This is a genomic window from Streptomyces sp. NPDC033177, from assembly GCF_055577715.1.
Genome location: NZ_JBVIPS010000009.1, coordinates 11,170 through 28,844, shown reverse-complemented (window position 1 = coordinate 28,844; position 17,675 = coordinate 11,170). Strand labels below are relative to the sequence as shown.

13 protein-coding genes are annotated in these 17,675 nt (G+C 71.5%); 3 read left to right on the top strand and 10 right to left on the bottom strand.

All coding sequences use genetic code 11. The features are described from left to right. Positions 1-50: 50 nt before the first annotated feature. Genes ACZ5U5_RS28760 through ACZ5U5_RS28750 form a run of 3 tightly spaced genes read right to left on the bottom strand, consistent with a single transcriptional unit; the run spans position 51 to position 2,031 of the window. Positions 51-359: an AzlD domain-containing protein gene (locus ACZ5U5_RS28760; RefSeq protein ID WP_469027180.1), complete on the bottom strand. Its 309-nt coding sequence runs from the start codon at positions 357-359 to the stop codon at positions 51-53. Continuing rightward, on the bottom strand, positions 356-1,123 hold the full coding sequence (locus ACZ5U5_RS28755; RefSeq protein ID WP_469028025.1) for an AzlC family ABC transporter permease: 768 nt from the start codon (positions 1,121-1,123) through the stop codon (positions 356-358). The genes ACZ5U5_RS28760 and ACZ5U5_RS28755 overlap by 4 nt, the downstream gene beginning before the upstream one ends. Beyond that, entirely contained in the window at positions 1,120-2,031 is a 912-nt protein-coding gene (locus tag ACZ5U5_RS28750) for an AraC family transcriptional regulator (RefSeq protein ID WP_469027177.1), read from the bottom strand. Before ACZ5U5_RS28750 ends, ACZ5U5_RS28755 begins: the two co-directional genes overlap by 4 nt. Before the next feature lie 80 nt (positions 2,032-2,111). Here ACZ5U5_RS28750 and ACZ5U5_RS28745 point away from each other — a divergent pair, with 80 nt between their 5' ends. From ACZ5U5_RS28745 to ACZ5U5_RS28735, 3 genes are all read left to right on the top strand, one after another. Then, positions 2,112-6,806: an ATP-dependent helicase gene (locus ACZ5U5_RS28745; protein WP_469027175.1), complete on the top strand. Its 4,695-nt coding sequence runs from the start codon at positions 2,112-2,114 to the stop codon at positions 6,804-6,806. A 535-nt stretch (positions 6,807-7,341) separates the two neighbouring features. Further along, the gene (locus ACZ5U5_RS28740; RefSeq protein WP_469027172.1) at positions 7,342-8,142 is read left to right on the top strand and encodes an Fpg/Nei family DNA glycosylase; all 801 of its coding nucleotides are present in this window, start codon (positions 7,342-7,344) and stop codon (positions 8,140-8,142) included. Positions 8,143-8,236: 94 nt separating this feature from the next. Next, on the top strand, positions 8,237-9,076 hold the full coding sequence (locus tag ACZ5U5_RS28735; protein ID WP_469027169.1) for an SDR family NAD(P)-dependent oxidoreductase: 840 nt from the start codon (positions 8,237-8,239) through the stop codon (positions 9,074-9,076). A 554-nt stretch (positions 9,077-9,630) separates the two neighbouring features. Here the strand turns inward: ACZ5U5_RS28735 and ACZ5U5_RS28730 are convergent. The 7 genes from ACZ5U5_RS28730 to ACZ5U5_RS28700 all read right to left on the bottom strand — a co-directional run bounded on the left by ACZ5U5_RS28730 (position 9,631) and on the right by ACZ5U5_RS28700 (position 17,669). Beyond that, entirely contained in the window at positions 9,631-10,101 is a 471-nt protein-coding gene (locus ACZ5U5_RS28730; RefSeq protein ID WP_453443466.1) for a Dps family protein, read from the bottom strand. A 268-nt stretch (positions 10,102-10,369) separates the two neighbouring features. Beyond that, entirely contained in the window at positions 10,370-10,744 is a 375-nt protein-coding gene (locus ACZ5U5_RS28725; RefSeq protein WP_160507571.1) for a helix-turn-helix domain-containing protein, read from the bottom strand. A 109-nt stretch (positions 10,745-10,853) separates the two neighbouring features. Next, a complete protein-coding gene (locus tag ACZ5U5_RS28720; protein ID WP_469027165.1) occupies positions 10,854-11,474 on the bottom strand; it encodes a CinA family protein in 621 nt (206 codons plus the stop codon). After that, positions 11,471-12,226 (bottom strand): CDP-diacylglycerol--glycerol-3-phosphate 3-phosphatidyltransferase, encoded by a 756-nt coding sequence (gene pgsA / locus ACZ5U5_RS28715; protein ID WP_469027163.1) that lies wholly within the window; start codon positions 12,224-12,226, stop codon positions 11,471-11,473. The genes ACZ5U5_RS28720 and pgsA overlap by 4 nt, the downstream gene beginning before the upstream one ends. Next, positions 12,223-13,716 (bottom strand): 30S ribosomal protein S12 methylthiotransferase RimO, encoded by a 1,494-nt coding sequence (rimO, locus tag ACZ5U5_RS28710; RefSeq protein ID WP_469027160.1) that lies wholly within the window; start codon positions 13,714-13,716, stop codon positions 12,223-12,225. Before rimO ends, pgsA begins: the two co-directional genes overlap by 4 nt. 66 nt (positions 13,717-13,782) lie before the next feature. Beyond that, positions 13,783-14,670 (bottom strand): helix-turn-helix domain-containing protein, encoded by an 888-nt coding sequence (locus ACZ5U5_RS28705; RefSeq protein ID WP_469027157.1) that lies wholly within the window; start codon positions 14,668-14,670, stop codon positions 13,783-13,785. A 197-nt stretch (positions 14,671-14,867) separates the two neighbouring features. Next, positions 14,868-17,669 (bottom strand): DNA translocase FtsK, encoded by a 2,802-nt coding sequence (locus tag ACZ5U5_RS28700; protein ID WP_469027155.1) that lies wholly within the window; start codon positions 17,667-17,669, stop codon positions 14,868-14,870. Positions 17,670-17,675 lie beyond the last annotated feature (6 nt).

The window sequence follows — 17,675 nt, the reverse complement described above, 5'->3', positions numbered from 1 at the left end:
GTCTCCTCTCCGGGGGCGGGGCCGCGGTTGTGACGCGTCACGTTACGCGGTCAGCCCATGAGCGCCCGCGCCCCCGCGGTGACGGCCACGGCGGCCCCGACGACGACCAGGAACGGCGCCCGCATCAGCAGCGCCACGGCCGCCGCGGCGAGCCCCAGGGCCTTGGCGTCGATCTCCAGGACCCGACCGTTGGCGAAGGCCTGCTGGGCCGTGAGCGCGGCCAGGAGCGCCACGGGCAGCAGGGCGGCCATGCGCTTGACGAGCGGGCGCTCCAGGGCGCCCGCGGGCACCAGCAGGCCCGCGAGCTTCACGAGGTAGCAGCCGACGAAGGTCACGCCGATCGCGATCCAGATGTTCAACGGTCTTCCTTCTGAGTGTCGTCCGGGCGAGCGTCTTTGTCGGCCGCTTCGGAGGTGGCTCTCCGGCCATCTACGTAGAGCACCGCCGGTACGGCGAGCGCGGCCACCAGGACCGGCACCCCCGCGGGCAGAACGGGCAGCAGGCCGAGCCCCAGGACGACCGCGAGCGCCGCGACAGCCCGCTCCGTGGTCGTACGCAGCATCGGCGCGAGCAACGCCAGGAAGACCGCAGGTCCCGCGGCGTCGAGCCCCCACGCGTCGGTGTCACCGATGGCCTCGGCACCGAGCGCACCGAGGAGCGTGGTGAGGTTCCACAGCACGTAGAGGCTCAGCCCGGTGACGGTGAAGCCGATGCGGGCGGCGCGCCTGGTCGGCTGCGCGAGCGAGACGGCGGTGGTCTCGTCGATGACCCAGTGGGCGGCGAACGGGCGCACCGCGCGCGGGAGGGCGAGCAATTGCGAGAGCCGCAGCCCGTAGAACGCGTTGCGTACACCGAGGAAGAAGGCGCCCGCCGCGGCGGTGAAGGGGTTCCCGCCGCCCGCGAGCGCCCCGACCAGCGCGAACTGCGAGGCGCCGGTGAAGACCAGCAGGCTGAGCACGCAGGTCTGCAGCACGGTGAGCCCGCTGCCCGCCGAGGTCACCCCGAAGGCGAAGCCGGAGAGTCCGACGGCGACCCCGACGCCGAGGGCGTCGCGGACCACCGCGGAATCGGGTTTCTCCGGCGGTCGGTCGGCTGTCGTGTTTCCTGAGAGACCTGCGCCTATGTCTGCGGGTGTCGTCTGTTCTGCCACACGCCGGACGGTACGAGCAGGGCCGATTCCCCGTCTTGTACGTTCTTGCGCTCGCGTACGTTCTTGCGCTCGCGCTGATACGCCCCGGGCGGTACTCCGACGATGCGCGTGAAGTGCCGGTTCAGGTGCGGCTGGTCGGTGAAGCCCACGGCGACGGCCGCTTCGGCCGGTGGCGTTCCCGCGTCCAGGAGGCGCCGTGCGGCGCGCACCCGCGCGTCGGTGAGCCACGCGTGCGGAGGCATCCCGTACGCGTCGCGGAAGGCCCGCAGCAGGGCGAACGGGCCGACTCCGAGATCGGTGGCGAGGCGCTCCAGGCTCGGCGGGTCGGCCAGCCGCTCCTCCAGGACGGCACGCGCGCGTGCCGCGATCCTGGCTCCCGCCGTGCGCGCGTCACGCTGGGGGGCGGCCCCGCCGTTGTGCCGGAGCAGCCGGGTCACGGCCACCCTGAGCAGCGTGTCGGCGGCGAGCGCGTTGCCCTCCTCGGCTGCTCGCAGCACCCGGTGGACGAGGGCCACGGCGTACGGGTCCTCGAGTACCGGGCGGATGAAGCCGGGGGTGCCCCGAATCGCGGTGGTCTCCGCGGCGATGGCGGCGACCAGGTCCGGCGACGGGTAGACCGCCGCGTACCGCCATCCCTCGGGCGCACCGGCCCGGCCCGTGTGCGGCGTGTCGGGGTTGATCAGGGCCAGGGTCCCCGGGCCCGCGTGCTGGTCGGCGCCGCCGTGGTGGAAGACGTCGACGCCCTCGGCGATCGCGGCGATCACGTAGTGCTCGTGGGTGTGCCGCACGAACGTCTTGTCGATGTAGTGGGCACGCAGCAGGTCGACCCCGGGCAGCTCCGCGTATCGCCAGTGCCGCGCCTGCTCCGCCGAACCCGCCATACCCCCCATTCTGCGACAGCCACGCAAACCCTTTTTCGCAGGTCGGCGCCGTTGTCAGTGGCGGGGTGCACGATGGGGTCATGGTCAGGTCCGCATCCAGTGCCCCCGGCGCCCTTGATGGGTTCTCCCCCGCGACCCGCAGCTGGTTCACGGGGGCCTTCTCGGCGCCCACGTCCGCGCAGGCCGGGGCGTGGAAAGCCATCGGCGAGGGCTCGGACGTGCTGGTCGTCGCGCCCACCGGCTCGGGCAAGACCCTGGCCGCGTTCCTCGCCGCCCTGGACCAACTGGCCTCGACGCCGCCGCCCGCCGACCCCAAGAAACGCTGCCGCGTGCTGTACGTGTCTCCGTTGAAGGCCCTCGCGGTCGACGTGGAGCGCAACCTGCGCAGCCCCCTGACCGGCATCCGCCAGGAGTCCGTGCGCCTCGGGCTCCCCGAGCCCGAGGTCCGGGTGGGCATCCGTTCGGGCGACACCCCGCCCGCCGAGCGCCGCTCCCTGGCCACGCGCCCGCCGGACATCCTGATCACCACCCCCGAGTCGCTCTTCCTGATGCTCACCTCCGCCGCGCGGGACGCCCTGGCGGGCATCGAGACGGTGATCCTGGACGAGGTGCACGCCGTAGCGGGCACCAAGCGCGGCGCCCATCTCGCCCTCTCCCTGGAGCGGCTTGACGAGCTGCTGCCCCGGCCCGCCCGGCGCATCGGCCTGTCGGCGACCGTCCGTCCGGTGGACGAGGTGGCGCGCTATCTGTCGCCGCAGCGCAGGGTGGAGATCGTCCAGCCGCCGTCCGGCAAGGAGTTCGACCTGTCCGTGGTCGTGCCGGTCGAGGACCTCGCGGAGCTGGGCGGTTCCCCGGTCGCCGACTCCGACCAGGGCGCGGAGCGGCCCTCCATCTGGCCGCACGTCGAGGAACGCATCACCGACCTCGTCCAGGCGCACCGCTCGACCATCGTTTTCGCCAACTCCCGCCGCCTCGCGGAGCGCCTGTGCAACAGGCTGAACGAGATCGCGTACGAACGCGCCACGGGAGAGCCCCTGCCCGAAGACCACTCCCCCGCGGAGCTGATGGCCGAGTCGGGGGCGGCCAAGGGCGCCCCTCCGGTCCTCGCCCGGGCCCACCACGGCTCGGTCTCCAAGGAGCAGCGCGCGCTCGTCGAGGAGGACCTGAAGGCCGGCCGTCTGCCGGCTGTCGTCGCCACGTCCAGCCTGGAGCTCGGCATCGACATGGGAGCGGTCGACCTGGTGGTCCAGGTCGAGTCACCGCCCTCCGTGGCCTCCGGTCTGCAGCGCGTCGGCCGGGCGGGACACCAGGTGGGAGCGGTCTCCACCGGCGTCGTCTTCCCCAAGTACCGAGGCGACCTGGTTCAGGCCGCCGTGGTCACCGAGCGGATGCGGACCGGCTCCATCGAGTCGCTGCGCATCCCGGCCAACCCCTTGGACGTGCTCGCCCAGCAGCTCGTCGCGACGGTCTCCCTCGACACCTGGCAGGTCGACGACCTCCTTGCCCTGGTTCGCCGGGCCGCCTCCTTCGCCTCGCTCCCGGAGTCGGCGTTCACGGCCGTCCTGGACATGCTCGCGGGCCGCTATCCGTCGGACGCCTTCGCGGAGTTGCGTCCCCGCGTGGTCTGGGACCGCGTCGCGGGGACCGTCACCGGCCGCCCCGGGGCGCAGCGCCTCGCGGTCACCTCCGGGGGCACGATCCCGGACCGCGGCCTCTTCGGGGTCTTCCTGGCCGGCGCCGACCCCAAGAAGGGCGGGGGCCGCGTCGGAGAGCTCGACGAGGAGATGGTCTACGAGTCGCGCGTCGGCGACGTCTTCACGCTCGGCACGAGTTCCTGGCGCATCGAGGACATCACCCGCGACCGCGTACTCGTCTCCCCCGCTCCCGGCGTCCCGGGCCGGCTCCCCTTCTGGAAGGGCGACCAGCTGGGCCGCCCGCTCGAACTGGGCCGTGCGCTGGGCGCCTTCCTCCGGGAGGTCGGCTCCCTGCCGATCGACGACGCGCGCGTGCGCCTGCTGGCCGCGGGCCTTGACGACTGGGCGGCCGACAACGTCCTGACGTACCTCGCCGAACAGCGTGAGGCCTGCGGCCACATCCCGGACGACCGCACGATCGTGGTGGAGCGGTTCCGCGACGAGCTGGGTGACTGGCGGGTGGTGGTGCACTCCCCGTTCGGCGCTCAGGTGCACGCGCCCTGGGCCCTGGCCCTCGCCTCCCGGCTGACCGAGCGGTACGGGATGGACGCCCAGGTCATGCACGCCGACGACGGCATCGTGCTCCGCCTGCCGGACGCCGACCTGATGAGCCTGGACCTGCTCGACCAGGAGCCCACCGACCAGCCCCTGGGGTATGACAGCGAGCAGCCCCCCGTAGGGGCCGGGGACGTCGCCTTCGACAAGGGCGAGGTCAATCAGATCGTCACCGACCAGGTGGGCGGCTCGGCCCTGTTCGCCTCGCGCTTCCGTGAGTGCGCCGCCCGCGCGCTGCTGCTGCCGCGCCGCAGCCCCGGAAAGCGCACGCCTCTGTGGCAGCAGCGCCAGCGTGCGGCACAACTGCTCCAGGTGGCGAGTGAGTTCGGCTCATTCCCCATCGTCCTTGAAGCGGTCAGGGAGTGCCTCCAGGACGTCTTCGACGTCCCCGGCCTCACGGAACTGATGGGCGACATCGAGTCCCGCAAGGTCCGGCTCGTCGAGGTCACCACTCCCGAACCGTCCCCGTTCGCCCGCTCGCTCCTGTTCGGCTATGTGGCGCAGTTCTTGTACGAGGGCGACTCGCCGCTCGCCGAGCGGCGCGCGGCGGCCCTCTCCCTGGACTCCCGGCTCCTCTCGGAGCTCCTGGGCCAGGCCGAGCTGCGCGAGCTGCTTGACGCCGACGTCCTCGCGGAGCTGGAGCAGGAGCTCCAGTGGCGCACGGAGGACCGCCGCGTCAAGGACGCCGAGGGCGTCGCCGACCTGCTGCGCCTCCTCGGGCCGCTCACCGCCGCCGAGCTCGCCGAGCGCGGCGCCGAGCCTGAGTGGGCGCAGGAGCTGGCCTCCGCCCGCCGCGCGATCAGCGTTCGCATCGCCGGAGCAGACCACTGGGCGGCGATCGAGGACGCGGGCCGGCTGCGTGACGCGTTGGGCACCGCGCTTCCGGTCGGCGTCCCGGAGGCGTTCACCGAACCCGTCAAGGACCCCCTCGGCGACCTCGTCGCGCGGTACGCGCGCACGCACGGCCCGTTCACCTCGGCGACGGCGGCGGCCCGCTTCGGCCTCGGCGTCGCCGTGACCGAGGGTGCGCTGCAGCGCCTTGCCGCCAACCAACGCGTCGTACAAGGAGAGTTCCACCCGGCGGGCATCGGCCAGGAGTGGTGCGACGCGGCCGTCCTGCGCCGCCTGCGCCGCCGCTCCCTCGCGGCCCTCCGGCACGAGCTGGAGCCGGTGCCGCCCGCCGCGCTCGCCCAGTTCCTGCCCCAGTGGCAGCACTTGAGCGGTCACGGGCTGCGGGGCGTGGACGGACTGGTGCGCGCCATCGAGCAGTTGCAGGGCGCGACGGTGCCCGCGTCCGCGCTCGAGAAGCTCGTCCTGCCCTCCCGCGTCTCCGGGTACGCACCGGCGATGCTCGACGAACTCACCGCCGCCGGAGAGGTGGTGTGGGCCGGGGCCGGATCCCTTCCCGGCAAGGACGGCTGGGTCTCCCTGTACCTGGCCGACGCCGCGCCCCTGCTCCTGCCGCCGGCCCATCCGCTGGAGCTCACCGCACTGCACCAGTCGGTCCTCGACACGCTCTCCGGGGGGTACGGCCTCTTCTTCCGGCAGATCGCCGATCAGATCCGGGCCACGACCCACCCCGAGGCCTCCGAGCTCCAACTGGCCGACGTGATCTGGGATCTGGCCTGGTCCGGACGGCTCACGAACGACACGCTCACCCCGATGCGCTCGCTCCTCGGCTCGGGCCGCACCGCGGGCTCCACCGCACACCGCGCCAAGCGCACCATGCCGCGCGGACGCTACGGCTCGCTGACGGGCGCCGCCCGCCCCACGTCGTCGCGTACGGGCCCGCCGACCGTGGCGGGCCGCTGGTCACTGCTCCCCGCCCACGAACCCGACCCCACCCTGCGGGCCCACGCCCTGGCCCGTACCCTCCTGGACCGGCACGGCGTGGTCACCCGTGGGGCAGTCGCGGCCGAGGGGGTGGAGGGCGGCTTCTCGGCGACGTACCGCGTCCTGTCCGCCTTCGAGGACAGCGGCCAGGCGCGGCGCGGCTACGTGGTCGAGGGGCTCGGCGCCGCGCAGTTCGCCATGGACGGCGCGGTCGACCGGCTGCGCGCGGCGGCGAACGCCCTTGACCGTACGGACAGCTCACCCGGCGCCATGAACTACTCCCCGCGCACCTCGGACACCCAGGCCCTCGTCCTGGCGGCCGCCGACCCGGCCAACGCCTATGGAGCCGCGCTTCCCTGGCCCGATCCGCCCACCGACGCGGGGCACAAGCCGGGCCGCAAGGCAGGCTCCCTGGTCGTGCTCGTCGACGGCGAACTGACCCTCTACATGGAGCGCGGCGGCAAGACCCTGCTGGCCTGGCCCGCGACGCCGCAGGACGACGCCCCGGCCACCGAGGACGTACGGCTGCACGCCGCAGCCGAGGCTCTCGCCACCGCGGCCCGCGCGGGCTCACTCGGCACCGTCACGGTCGAGCGCATCAACGGCGTCTCCTCCCTGACGTCCCCCCTCGCCCCCCTCCTGGAAGGAGCAGGCTTCCACGCCACCCCACGGGGCCTACGCCTGCGCGCGTAACGCCACCACGGCGTCACACAGCCACCCCGAGGGGGCCCAACGCCACCGCGGCACCAGCCTCACGCCACACGCGCTATCGCCGCCGTGGCGCCATCCCCTGCGGACGCAACCTCACCGCGACCGAACAGCCACCCGCGACGGGCGAAACCCACTACGACAACAGCCACGGCCACTCTGCGCCGCCCGTAAGCCCACAGCGGCAACACAGCCACACGCTGTGGGCGCAACACACCGCGGCACCAGTCTCCCGCCGCGAACGCAACGCCACCGCGCCACCGCGCCACCGCGGCACCGGCCACCCTCACCGCGCGCAACGACACCACGGCAACGCAGATCCCCCGCCCCTCACCACCACCTCCCGCCCACCCACGCCAGGCAACATCACGCACGTCACGCCACACCACGTCACTCCAGATCGCTCGCGGCACGACAACCCACGCCCCTCCACCTGGCTCCCCTCACGCCGCCCAATCCCCACCCCCACCCGGCCCTCACCGCACCCCCGCCCCGCTCCCAACATGCAACCCTGGATCCCATGCCCGAAGGCGACACCGTCCACCAGGCAGCCCGGCGGCTGCACACCGCCCTCGCCGGGCACACCGTCACGCGCTCCGACCTCCGCGTCCCGAAGCTCGCGACCGTCGACCTCACCGGGCGCACCGTCCTGGACGTCACCCCGCGCGGCAAGCACCTCCTCACCCGCTTCGAGGGCGGGCTCACCCTGCACTCCCACCTCCGCATGGACGGCTCCTGGAAGGTGTACGCCCCCGGTGAGCGCTGGAGAGGCGGCCCCGGCCACCAGATCAGGGCGATCCTGGGCAACGCCGAGCGCACAGCAGTCGGGTACCGCCTTCCCGTGCTCGAACTCCTCCGCACCGCCGACGAGGACAAGGCCGTGGGCCATCTCGGCCCCGATCTCCTGGGCCCCGACTGGGACCCCGAGAAAGCCCTCGCCAACCTCCTGGCGACGCCCGAGCGCGCCCTCGGCGAAGCCCTGCTCGACCAGCGCAATCTCGCGGGCATCGGCAACGTCTACAAGTGCGAGATGGCCTTCCTCCTCGGCGTCACGCCCTGGCTCCCCGTGGGTGAGCTCCCCGCCGAGACGGTCTCTCGCATCCCCGCCCTCGCCAAAAAGCTCCTGGAAGCCAACCGCAACCGCCCGTCACGCACCACCACGGGCCACGACCGCGCGGGCCAGCGCCTTTACGTCTACGGCCGGGCACCCCGCCCCTGCCTGCGCTGCGGGACCCCCATCCGCCTGGGAGAGCAGGGCGACGGCTCCCGCAGCCGCCCCACCTACTGGTGCCCGTCCTGCCAACAGGGCCAGACACCCTGAACCCCGCCAACCACCAACTCCCGTTACCCCCGACCCCAACCTCGCCCCAACCCACCAGTTGACGGCCCGTCAGGTCCAGTCGTACCGTCCCGTCATGCCCCTCACGGCGTACGACCTCAGCGGGCGCACCGCATTCGTCACCGGCGCGGCAAGCGGCATCGGCCGCGCATCGGCCGTACTCCTCGCGGAAGCGGGCGCCACCGTTCACTGCGCCGACCGCGACACCCAAGCACTCCACGAGACGGCCACGCTCATCAAGGCCGCCGGCGGCACCGCGCACACCCACACCGTGGACGTCTCGGACAGGGCCCAGGTCGACCAGGCCGTCGCGACCGCCGCCGCTTCCACCGGCCGCCTGGACGTGATGGCCGCCATCGCCGGGATCATGCACAACAGCCCCGTCCTGGAGACCCGGGACGAGGACCTCGACCGAGTCCTGAACATCAACTTCAAGGGCGTTCTGTACGCCTGCCAGGCCGCAGCCCGCACGATGATCGCCGCCAACACGGCAAGCACGGCGGCCAAGCCCGATCATCCCCGCCATCCCGGCCACCCACGCCGCCCCCACCACCCCGGCAGCATCATCACCATGGCCTCGGGCGCCGTGGACACCGGCGGCCCTGGCCTCCTCTGCTACGGCGCGGCGAAAGCCGCCGTCGTCCAGCTCACGAAGACCCTCGCCACCGAGGTGGGCAAGCACGGCATCCGGGTCAACGCGGTAGCCCCCGGCTGGATCCGCACCCCCATGACCGACCGCCACGACGCTGACGCCCAGGCACACACCGAGGGGCTCATGATCCGCATGTCCCCCTTGGGCCGCGTAGGCGAACCGGAGGACATCGCCCACGCCGTCCTGCACCTGGCGTCCGACGCTTCCGCCTTCACGACGGGTCAGATCCTCCGCCCGAACGGCGGCGTCGCCATGCCTTGGTGACAGCGTCACCGGCGGACCGGGCAGCGCCTCCGGCCGTACGCTTCCCGAACCACCCCGCCCCACCACCGTCCGCCCCCCGACCGCGCCCCCTGGCCGGGGAACCCTGCGAGGCACCCTGAGCAGCCCGGGACGCCCGAGCAGCCCGAGCAGCAGCTCGGGACGCCCCCACAGCCCGGGACTGCGGCACACAGTGCACCGGCAGCAAGCTCAGCCCCCACCCACCGGCCGCGACGGCCCCCTCCAGGACTCCCGCCTCAGGGACGAGGGCCAGCCGCAGCACGCCCCACCACCAGAGCGCGCCGAGTGCCAGAGCCGGCGCCCACCGCACGACTCTCCATGCCACGGCCACCACCTCCGCACGAAGCCGGCCCCCGACGCTCAACACCCCACGCCCCGCCCGACCCCCAAATCCTGGGCCTGAACTTGGCGCCCGACGCTAGACGCCGGCCCCACCAGACGGGAGGGCGCACCGCAGGGCACACGAGGCACGAGCGAGCCGAGGCTCCCGCCTCATTCAGCCCCTCTTCGCGATCACGCGATCCGCGATCACGCGATCAACCGTTCTCCGCCTGGAACATCCAGTGGTGCTTCTCCAGGTCGGCCGTGATCCCGATGAAGATGTCCTGGCTCACCGGATCTGCCTCGCCGGTCGCCTCGACCCGCTCCCGCATCCGCGTGATCACCGCACCGAGCGCATCCACCAGCGTGCCGACCGCGTCCGCGTCCTTGACCCAGCCGGCGGCGACGTCACCGATGCCACTGCTCCGCGACACGGTCGACGCGCGCCCGTCGGGCGAGACGCCGAGCGTGGAAGCCCGCTCGGCCACCGTGTCCGAGTGCGTCCGCGCCGTGTCCACGACCTCGTCGAGCTGCAGATGAACGGAGCGGAAGCGCGTGCCCACCACGTTCCAGTGGATCTGCTTGGCCACCAGGGAAAGGTCGACCAGGTCCACGAGCGCGCCCTGCAGGGCCTCCGAGACCGTCTTCAGATCCGCCTCGGACAGAGGACTCTTCACGACGTACATGCCGCCTCCAAAGATCATGGGAACGCGTAAGCGAAAACCCCCACCACCATGGCACAAATGCACCAATAGGGACATCGCACAGAGTGCACGCAGCGTCACCCGGACCACACACCCGGACCCCCGGCCCTCAACCCTCAGACCCAACCCCAAGCCCCAAAACGCACAAAAGCCCCAGCCAGTAAACCCGGCCAGGGCCTCGTACACATATGAGCGCTCAAACAGCGTGCACCGTCAACGCAGCATCACAACGCGGCATCACAACGCGAGATCACGCGGCGACGACGTCCACCGCCTCCGCAGGCGCCTTGATCGTCACCCGTTCCGGCGGCACACCGCTCACCGAGACGGAATTGAGCATGGGGCGAACCGGTGCGCGCACCGGTTCCGTAGCCGCTGCCGACGCAGCCAGTTCGGCGAGGGAGAGCTCATCGCTCACCTCGCGCATGAGCTCGGACATCCGTACGTCAAGCGCGTCGCAGATCGCGGAAAGCAGCTCGGAGGATGCCTCCTTCTGCCCCCGCTCCACCTCGGAAAGATAGCCGAGCGAGACTCGGGCGGACGAGGAGACTTCGCGCAGAGTACGGCCCTGGCGCTGGCGCTGCCGACGCAGCACGTCACCCAGCAGGCGACGGAGCAGAATCATCGGTGGCTCCCTCCTCGGACCGCGTAGCCGCATCCTTCACGCCCCACCGTACCGCCTTGCGCGGCGGCCGTGCGGGGAGCGATGTCGTGTTCACTCAGGGCTGCAAACATCAAGTCCCCCCGTTCTGTTCCGTATCCTGTGCCCGCCCGTTCCCGGCACGTTCGCCGGACAGCCGCTCGACCAGCAGCGTGAGCACGCTCCGTACACTCTCCATACGGATGTCCGAACGCTCACCGTTCAACCGCAGAGCGGCGACTTTCCCCTCAGAGCGAAGAGCGGAACCCACACCGCCGACCGCCGTCCCAGGCCCCGCGTCCAGGGAAACCAGCCCGGGATCCAGCCCGCAGCCCGGCCCGACGACCGGCCCCGCAACCGCCACGAAGACCGTCCCGACCGCCTGTCCGTCCTGCGGCTCCGGCCCCGCGACGCCCGTGGTCGCGATCCCCCAGTCCGCACCCATGACCTTGCGCACACCCGCTGCCATCTGCAGCGCCACCTCGCCGTCCACGGCACCGCGCTCGGCCAACAGAGTGCCGTCGACCCCGAGCACCTCGTGCTTCAGGTCGGTCGCGTACGCCGTCACGGACCCCCGGAAGACCTGCGAGGCACCCGGCACCGCCGTCAGCTCGGCGGCCACCAGGCCGCCCGTGAGCGATTCGGCCACGGCGAGCGTCTCGCCACGCGCCTGAAGAAGCCGCAGCACCTGCGCGGCCGGACCGAGGGACGTCACGGAGCCGACTCCCGGGTCCCTTCACCGGAAGCGGAGGCCGATGCCTCGGCGGCTGCCGCTGCCGCCTCAGCAGCCGCGGCGGAGGCCAGCGACGCCGCCTGCGCCTCCGCGAGGCCCGTGCGCCGCAGCAGGATCGCCTGCCGCACGTAGTCGAGGCCGGTCAGGACGGTCAGGACGACGGCGACCGCCATCACCCAGAACCGCAGCGTGGCGAGCGGACCGGTCAGCGCCAAGACGTACATCCCTGCCGCCACGCCCTGCCAGAGGGTCTTCATCTTGCCGCCGCGACTGGCCGGAATGACACCGAAGCGGATCACCCAGAAGCGCAGCAGGGTGATCCCGAGCTCACGCCCGAGAATGACGCCCGTCACCCACCACGGCAGATCACCGAGATACGAGAGACAGATCAGCGCGGCGCCCATGATCGCCTTGTCGGCGATGGGGTCGGCGATCTTCCCGAAGTCCGTGACCAGGTTGTACGTCCGTGCGAGGTGCCCGTCGAACAGGTCCGTGATCATGGCGACGGCGAACGCCGCCCAGGCCCAGGCGCGCCAGGCCGGGTCGTACCCGCCGTCGGCGAGCAGGAGCATCACGAAGCCCGGCACGAGCAGCAGCCGGATCACCGTCAACAAGTTGGCGACGTTCCACACGCTGGCCTGATTGACGGCCGCAGCGCCCAACTTTCCGCCGCGCACCGGCTTGGCGCCCTGCGCGCCGGAGCCGCCCGCGGCGGATGCCGGGACTCCGGTCATCTGCGTGCCTCCTCGGCCGGAATCCGGGGCGAGTCGCCCAGAATTTCGCTGTACTCAGCCACCAGGTCCACGCCTTCCGTGCCGACCACCTTTGCCACGACCATACGACCGACCTGCAGGTCGTCCCCACCCGTGGCTCCCGCGAAGCGGATCTGGCCGTCCGTCTCGGGCGCCTGGTGAGCCGCCCGGCCGATCGCGCCGTCCTCCTCGTCCACGGACTCCACGAGCACCTCGACGGTCTCACCGAGTCGCTCGTCGGCACGCTGCGAGGTCAGTTCCTCGGCGAGCCGCGAGATCCGCGCGAGCCGCTCGTCGACGACGTCCTGGTCGAGCTTCTGGTCGTACGTCGCCGCTTCGGTGCCCTCCTCGTCGGAGTACCCGAAGACGCCGATGGCGTCCAGCCGCGCACCCGTGAGGAACCGCTCCAGCTCGTTCACGTCGGCCTCGGTCTCGCCGGGGAAGCCCACGATGAAGTTGGACCGGACACCGGCCTGCGGCGCCTTCGTACGGATGGTGTCAAGGAGCTCCAGGAAGCGGTCGGTGTCCCCGAAGCGCCGCATCGCCCGCAGCACGCCGGGAGCGGAGTGCTGGAAGGACAGGTCGAAGTACGGGGCGACCTTCTCCGTGGAGGTCAGTACGTCGATGAGCCCGGGGCGCATCTCGGCGGGCTGCAGGTAGCTGACACGCACCCGCTCGATCCCGTCGACCGCGGCCAGCTCGGGCAGCAGCGTCTCCAGGAGACGAATGTCACCCAGGTCCTTGCCGTACGACGTGTTGTTCTCGGAGACGAGCATGACCTCCTTGACGCCCTGCTCGGCCAGCCAGCGCGTCTCGCCGAGCACGTCCGAGGGGCGCCGCGAGATGAAGGACCCGCGGAAGGAGGGGATGGCGCAGAAGGAGCAGCGCCGGTCGCAGCCGGAGGCCAGCTTCACCGAGGCGACGGGGTTGGTGCCCAGGCGCCGCCGCAGCGGGGCACGCGGCCCCGAGGCGGGCGCGAGGCCCTCGGGCAGGTCCATGGGCGTGTGACCGGGCAGCGCGACGTCTGAGCCCGCTTCCTGGCGCTCCGCGGGGCTGATCGGAAGCAGCTTGCGCCGGTCGCGCGGGGTGTGGGCCTCGACACTGCCGCCGCTCAGGATGGTGTTCAGGCGGGTGGAGATGTCGGAGTAGTCGTCGAAGCCGAGGACACCATCGGCTTCGGGAAGGGCGTCGGCAAGCTCCTTGCCGTACCGCTCGGCCATGCAGCCGACCGCGACGACGGCCTGGGTCTTGCCATGGCCCTTGAGGTCGTTGGCTTCCAGGAGGGCGTCGACGGAGTCCTTCTTGGCGGCTTCGACGAATCCACAGGTGTTGACGACGGCGACATCCGCGTCTTCGGCGGCCTCGACGAGCTGCCAGCCGTCCGCCTCCAAGCGGCCTGCGAGCTCCTCCGAGTCCACCTCGTTACGGGCGCAGCCAAGAGTGACAAGGGCGACGGTACGGCGTTCGGGCATGCTCTCAAGACTACTTCGTCCTTGCCCGGGCCCCCGCCGCGAGGGTCCGGGCCGCCGTCACAAGGGTCAGCCGACCTGGGGGTCGCCCTTGGTGTACGTGAGCCGCTCGACCTGGCCGGGCTCGAATTCGTTGTCGACCGTCTTGCCGTTCACGAACAGATGGATCGCGCCCGCGTCACCGAGGACCAGGTCGATCTTCTGCTTGTCCTGGAAGGTCTTCGACTTGCCCTGCTCCAGGACGCCGTCGAAGAGCGTGCGGCCGTTGTGGTCCTTGGCCGAGATCCAGCTGCGGCCGTCCGCGGCATTGACCTTGACCGTGACCTTGTCCTGGGGGGCGCCGGCGATCGCGCTGTCCGACGGGTCCGGCTTGGGGTCGGCGGGCTTGTTCGGCGCGGGCTTCGTGGCGGGCTTGCTGGTGGCCGGCGTGGCGCCCTCGGCGACCTGCGACTTCGACCCGTCCTCTTCGCCGCCGCCGCTGAACGCGGTGAAGCCGACGAAGCCGATGACGGCGACGATCGCGGCGACCATGGCCGCGGTCCAGTTGGGGCGGCGCGGATCGGACCTGATCCGCTCGGCCTCGAAGAGCGGCGCCGCGGGGGTGGGCGCGGGCGGGCGACCGCCGTGCGCCTCGTCGTACTGGGCCAGCAGGAGGGCGGGATCGAGTCCCACGGCACGCGCGAGGGTACGAATGTGTCCGCGGGCGTACACATCTCCGCCACACCGGGAGAAGTCGTCCTGTTCGATCGCGTGCACGATGGGGATGCGCACCCGAGTGGACGAACTGATTTCGTCGACGGTCAGGCCCGTGTCGATACGTGCCTGCTGCAGCGTGCGCCCGATGGAGGGCCGGTCGTCAGCCGGACTCTCGGCTGCCGGACGGTCGTCCACGGGCCGGTCGTCGTTAGGTCGGTGGTCTGAAGGGCGGTCGTCTTCAGGGGAGTTGCCGATGGACACGGGGGCGCCTTTCGAGCGTGTAGCCACCTGCCGGATGTTCAGTCTAGGGGGGTTCCCGAAGGGTGGGGCAACTGGGCGACGGACTTTGTACGCCATCGGAATGGCCGGACATCCTGATGGTGGGGGCGGTGGACCATGGTGCTTTCCCTCCGCTCAACTTGACGTATGCCGAAGAGAAACGGTTGCCTGCCGCTCCCTTATGGGTGAGCCTCCCCGCGGATCACGGCCAGCACGCCATCCAGCTCATCGGGTTTCACAAGAACGTCACGAGCCTTTGAGCCTTCGCTGGGACCCACGATGCCGCGCGACTCCATGAGGTCCATGAGCCGTCCGGCCTTCGCGAAACCGACGCGCAGCTTGCGCTGGAGCATCGACGTGGAGCCGAACTGAGTGGAAACGACCAGCTCAGCGGCCTGGCAGAGCAGATCGAGATCGTCGCCGATGTCCTCGTCGATCTCCTTCTTCTGCTTGGTGGAGACGGTGACGTCCTCCCGGAAGACGGGCGCCATCTGGTCCTTGCAGTGCTGGACGACCGCGTGGATCTCGTCCTCGGTGACGAAAGCGCCCTGCATACGGGTGGGCTTGTTTGCGCCCATCGGCAGGAAGAGCCCGTCACCCTTGCCGATCAGCTTCTCGGCACCCGGCTGGTCGAGGATGACCCGGCTGTCGGCGAGCGACGAGGTCGCGAAGGCGAGCCGCGAGGGCACATTCGCCTTGATCAGACCGGTCACGACGTCCACGGACGGCCGCTGCGTGGCGAGCACCAGATGGATGCCCGCCGCACGGGCGAGCTGCGTGATGCGCACGATCGAGTCCTCGACGTCGCGCGGGGCGACCATCATCAGGTCGGCGAGCTCATCGACGATCACCAGGAGGTACGGGTACGGGCTGAGCTCACGCTCACTGCCCTCGGGCGTCTTGAGCTTGCCCTCGCGGACGGCCTGGTTGAAGTCGTCGATGTGCCGGTAGCCGAACGCCGCCAGGTCGTCGTAGCGCAGGTCCATCTCGCGTACGACCCACTGGAGCGCCTCGGCGGCCCGCTTGGGGTTGGTGATGATCGGCGTGATCAGGTGCGGGATGCCCTCGTACGCGGTGAGCTCGACGCGCTTGGGGTCGACGAGGACCATCCGTACGTCCTCGGGGGTCGCCCGCATCATGATCGACGTGATCAGACAGTTGATGCACGAGGACTTACCGGAGCCGGTGGCTCCGGCGACCAGGATGTGCGGCATCTTCGCCATGTTGGCCATGACGTAGCCGCCCTCGACGTCCTTGCCGAGCGCCACCAGCATGGGGTGGTCGTCCTCGGCCGCGTCCGCCAGACGGAGCACGTCGCCGACGTTGACCATCTCACGGTCGGTGTTCGGGATCTCGATGCCGACCGCGGACTTGCCGGGGATGGGGCTGATGATGCGGACGTCGGGGCTGGCGACCGCGTACGCGATGTTCTTGGCCAGGGCCGTGATCTTCTCGACCTTCACGGCCGGGCCGAGCTCGATCTCGTACCGCGTGACGGTCGGGCCGCGCGTGAAGCCGGTGACGTCCGCGTCGACCTTGAACTCGCTGAAGACGTTGCTGAGCGAGGCCACGACCGCGTCGTTCGCGGCGCTGCGGGTCTTGCCGGGGCCGCCGCGCTCCAGCAGGTCGAGCGCGGGCAAGGAGTACGTGATGTCGCCGGCCAGCTGCAGCTGCTCGGCCCGCGGCGGGAGGTCCCGCGGCTGTTCCGGGGCGGCCTTCGTCAGGTCCTTCACGCCGGAGGCCGAGGTGTCACGCGACTCCCCCGGCTTCTTGCGGAGCACGCCGGGGGGCGGGCCGTCCTTGGCGCGCCCGGTCGGCACCGGAGCGGAGTTCGCGGAGCCCTCAGCGGACTGCTCGGACTGTTCGGGCTCCTCGGGCCGCTCGTCGCGCTCCCCGGTGACCCCTTGCGTCAGGTCGGCGACCAGCGGCGAGGGCGGCATGCCGTGCAGCACGGCACCGTCCAGCGCGGCGGCCGCGGCGGCAGCCACGTCCACCGCGTCCATCGGGCGGTCCAGAGAGGGCTGTGCGGCCCTGCGGGGCCTGCGGCGCCGGGTGAGGGCCTCCTCCTCCGCCTGATCCGCGGAGTACGCCTCAGGGGCCTCGGCGCGCCTGCGTGAGCGAGCGGGCAGCGCCTCGCGCCACTGTTCCTCGTAGCGCTCGTCGTCCGCGTAGTCATCCTGCACCTCTTCGGGCGCCGGCTGGACGATGCCGAGCTTGATGCCGAGCAGCCGCAGCCGCTGCGGGATGGCGTTGACGGGCGTCGCCGTGACCACGAGCAGCCCGAAGACGGTGAGCAGGACGAGCAGCGGTACGGCGAGGACCTCGCCCATGGTGAAGATCAGCGGCGTCGACATGGCCCAGCCGATGAGTCCACCCGCGTCCCTTATGGCCGCCATGCCATCCGCGCGGGCGGGCGAACCGCAGGCGATGTGCACCTGGCCGAGCACGCCGATCACGAGCGCGGACAGACCGATCACGATGCGGCCGTTCGCCTCGGGCTTCTCGGGGTGCCTGATGAGGCGTACGCCGATGACCGCGAGCAGTATCGGAAGGAGCAGGTCGAGGCGGCCGAACGCGCCGGTCACCAGCATCTCGACGAGATCCCCGACGGGACCGCGCAGATTCGACCAGGTGCCCGCGGCGACGATCAGCGCGATGCCGAGCAGCAGGAGCGCGACGCCGTCCTTGCGATGGGCCGGGTCGAGTCCCTTGGCGCCGCGCCCTATGCCGCGGAACAGCGCGCCCACGCTGTGCGCGAGACCGAGCCACAGGGCGCGCGCGAGGCGGTACACGCCGCCCGTGGGACTGGGCGCCGGCTTGGGTACGGGCTTCTTCGCCACGGCTTTCTTGGCGGGCGCCTTCTTCGCCGGAGCCTTCCTGGCGGGCGGCTTCTTGGCGACGGCCTTCTTCACCGGAGCCTTTGTGGGCGCGGCCGCCTTCTTCGCGGGCGTCTTCTTGGCTGCGGACGGACGTGAGGCCATGGGTCT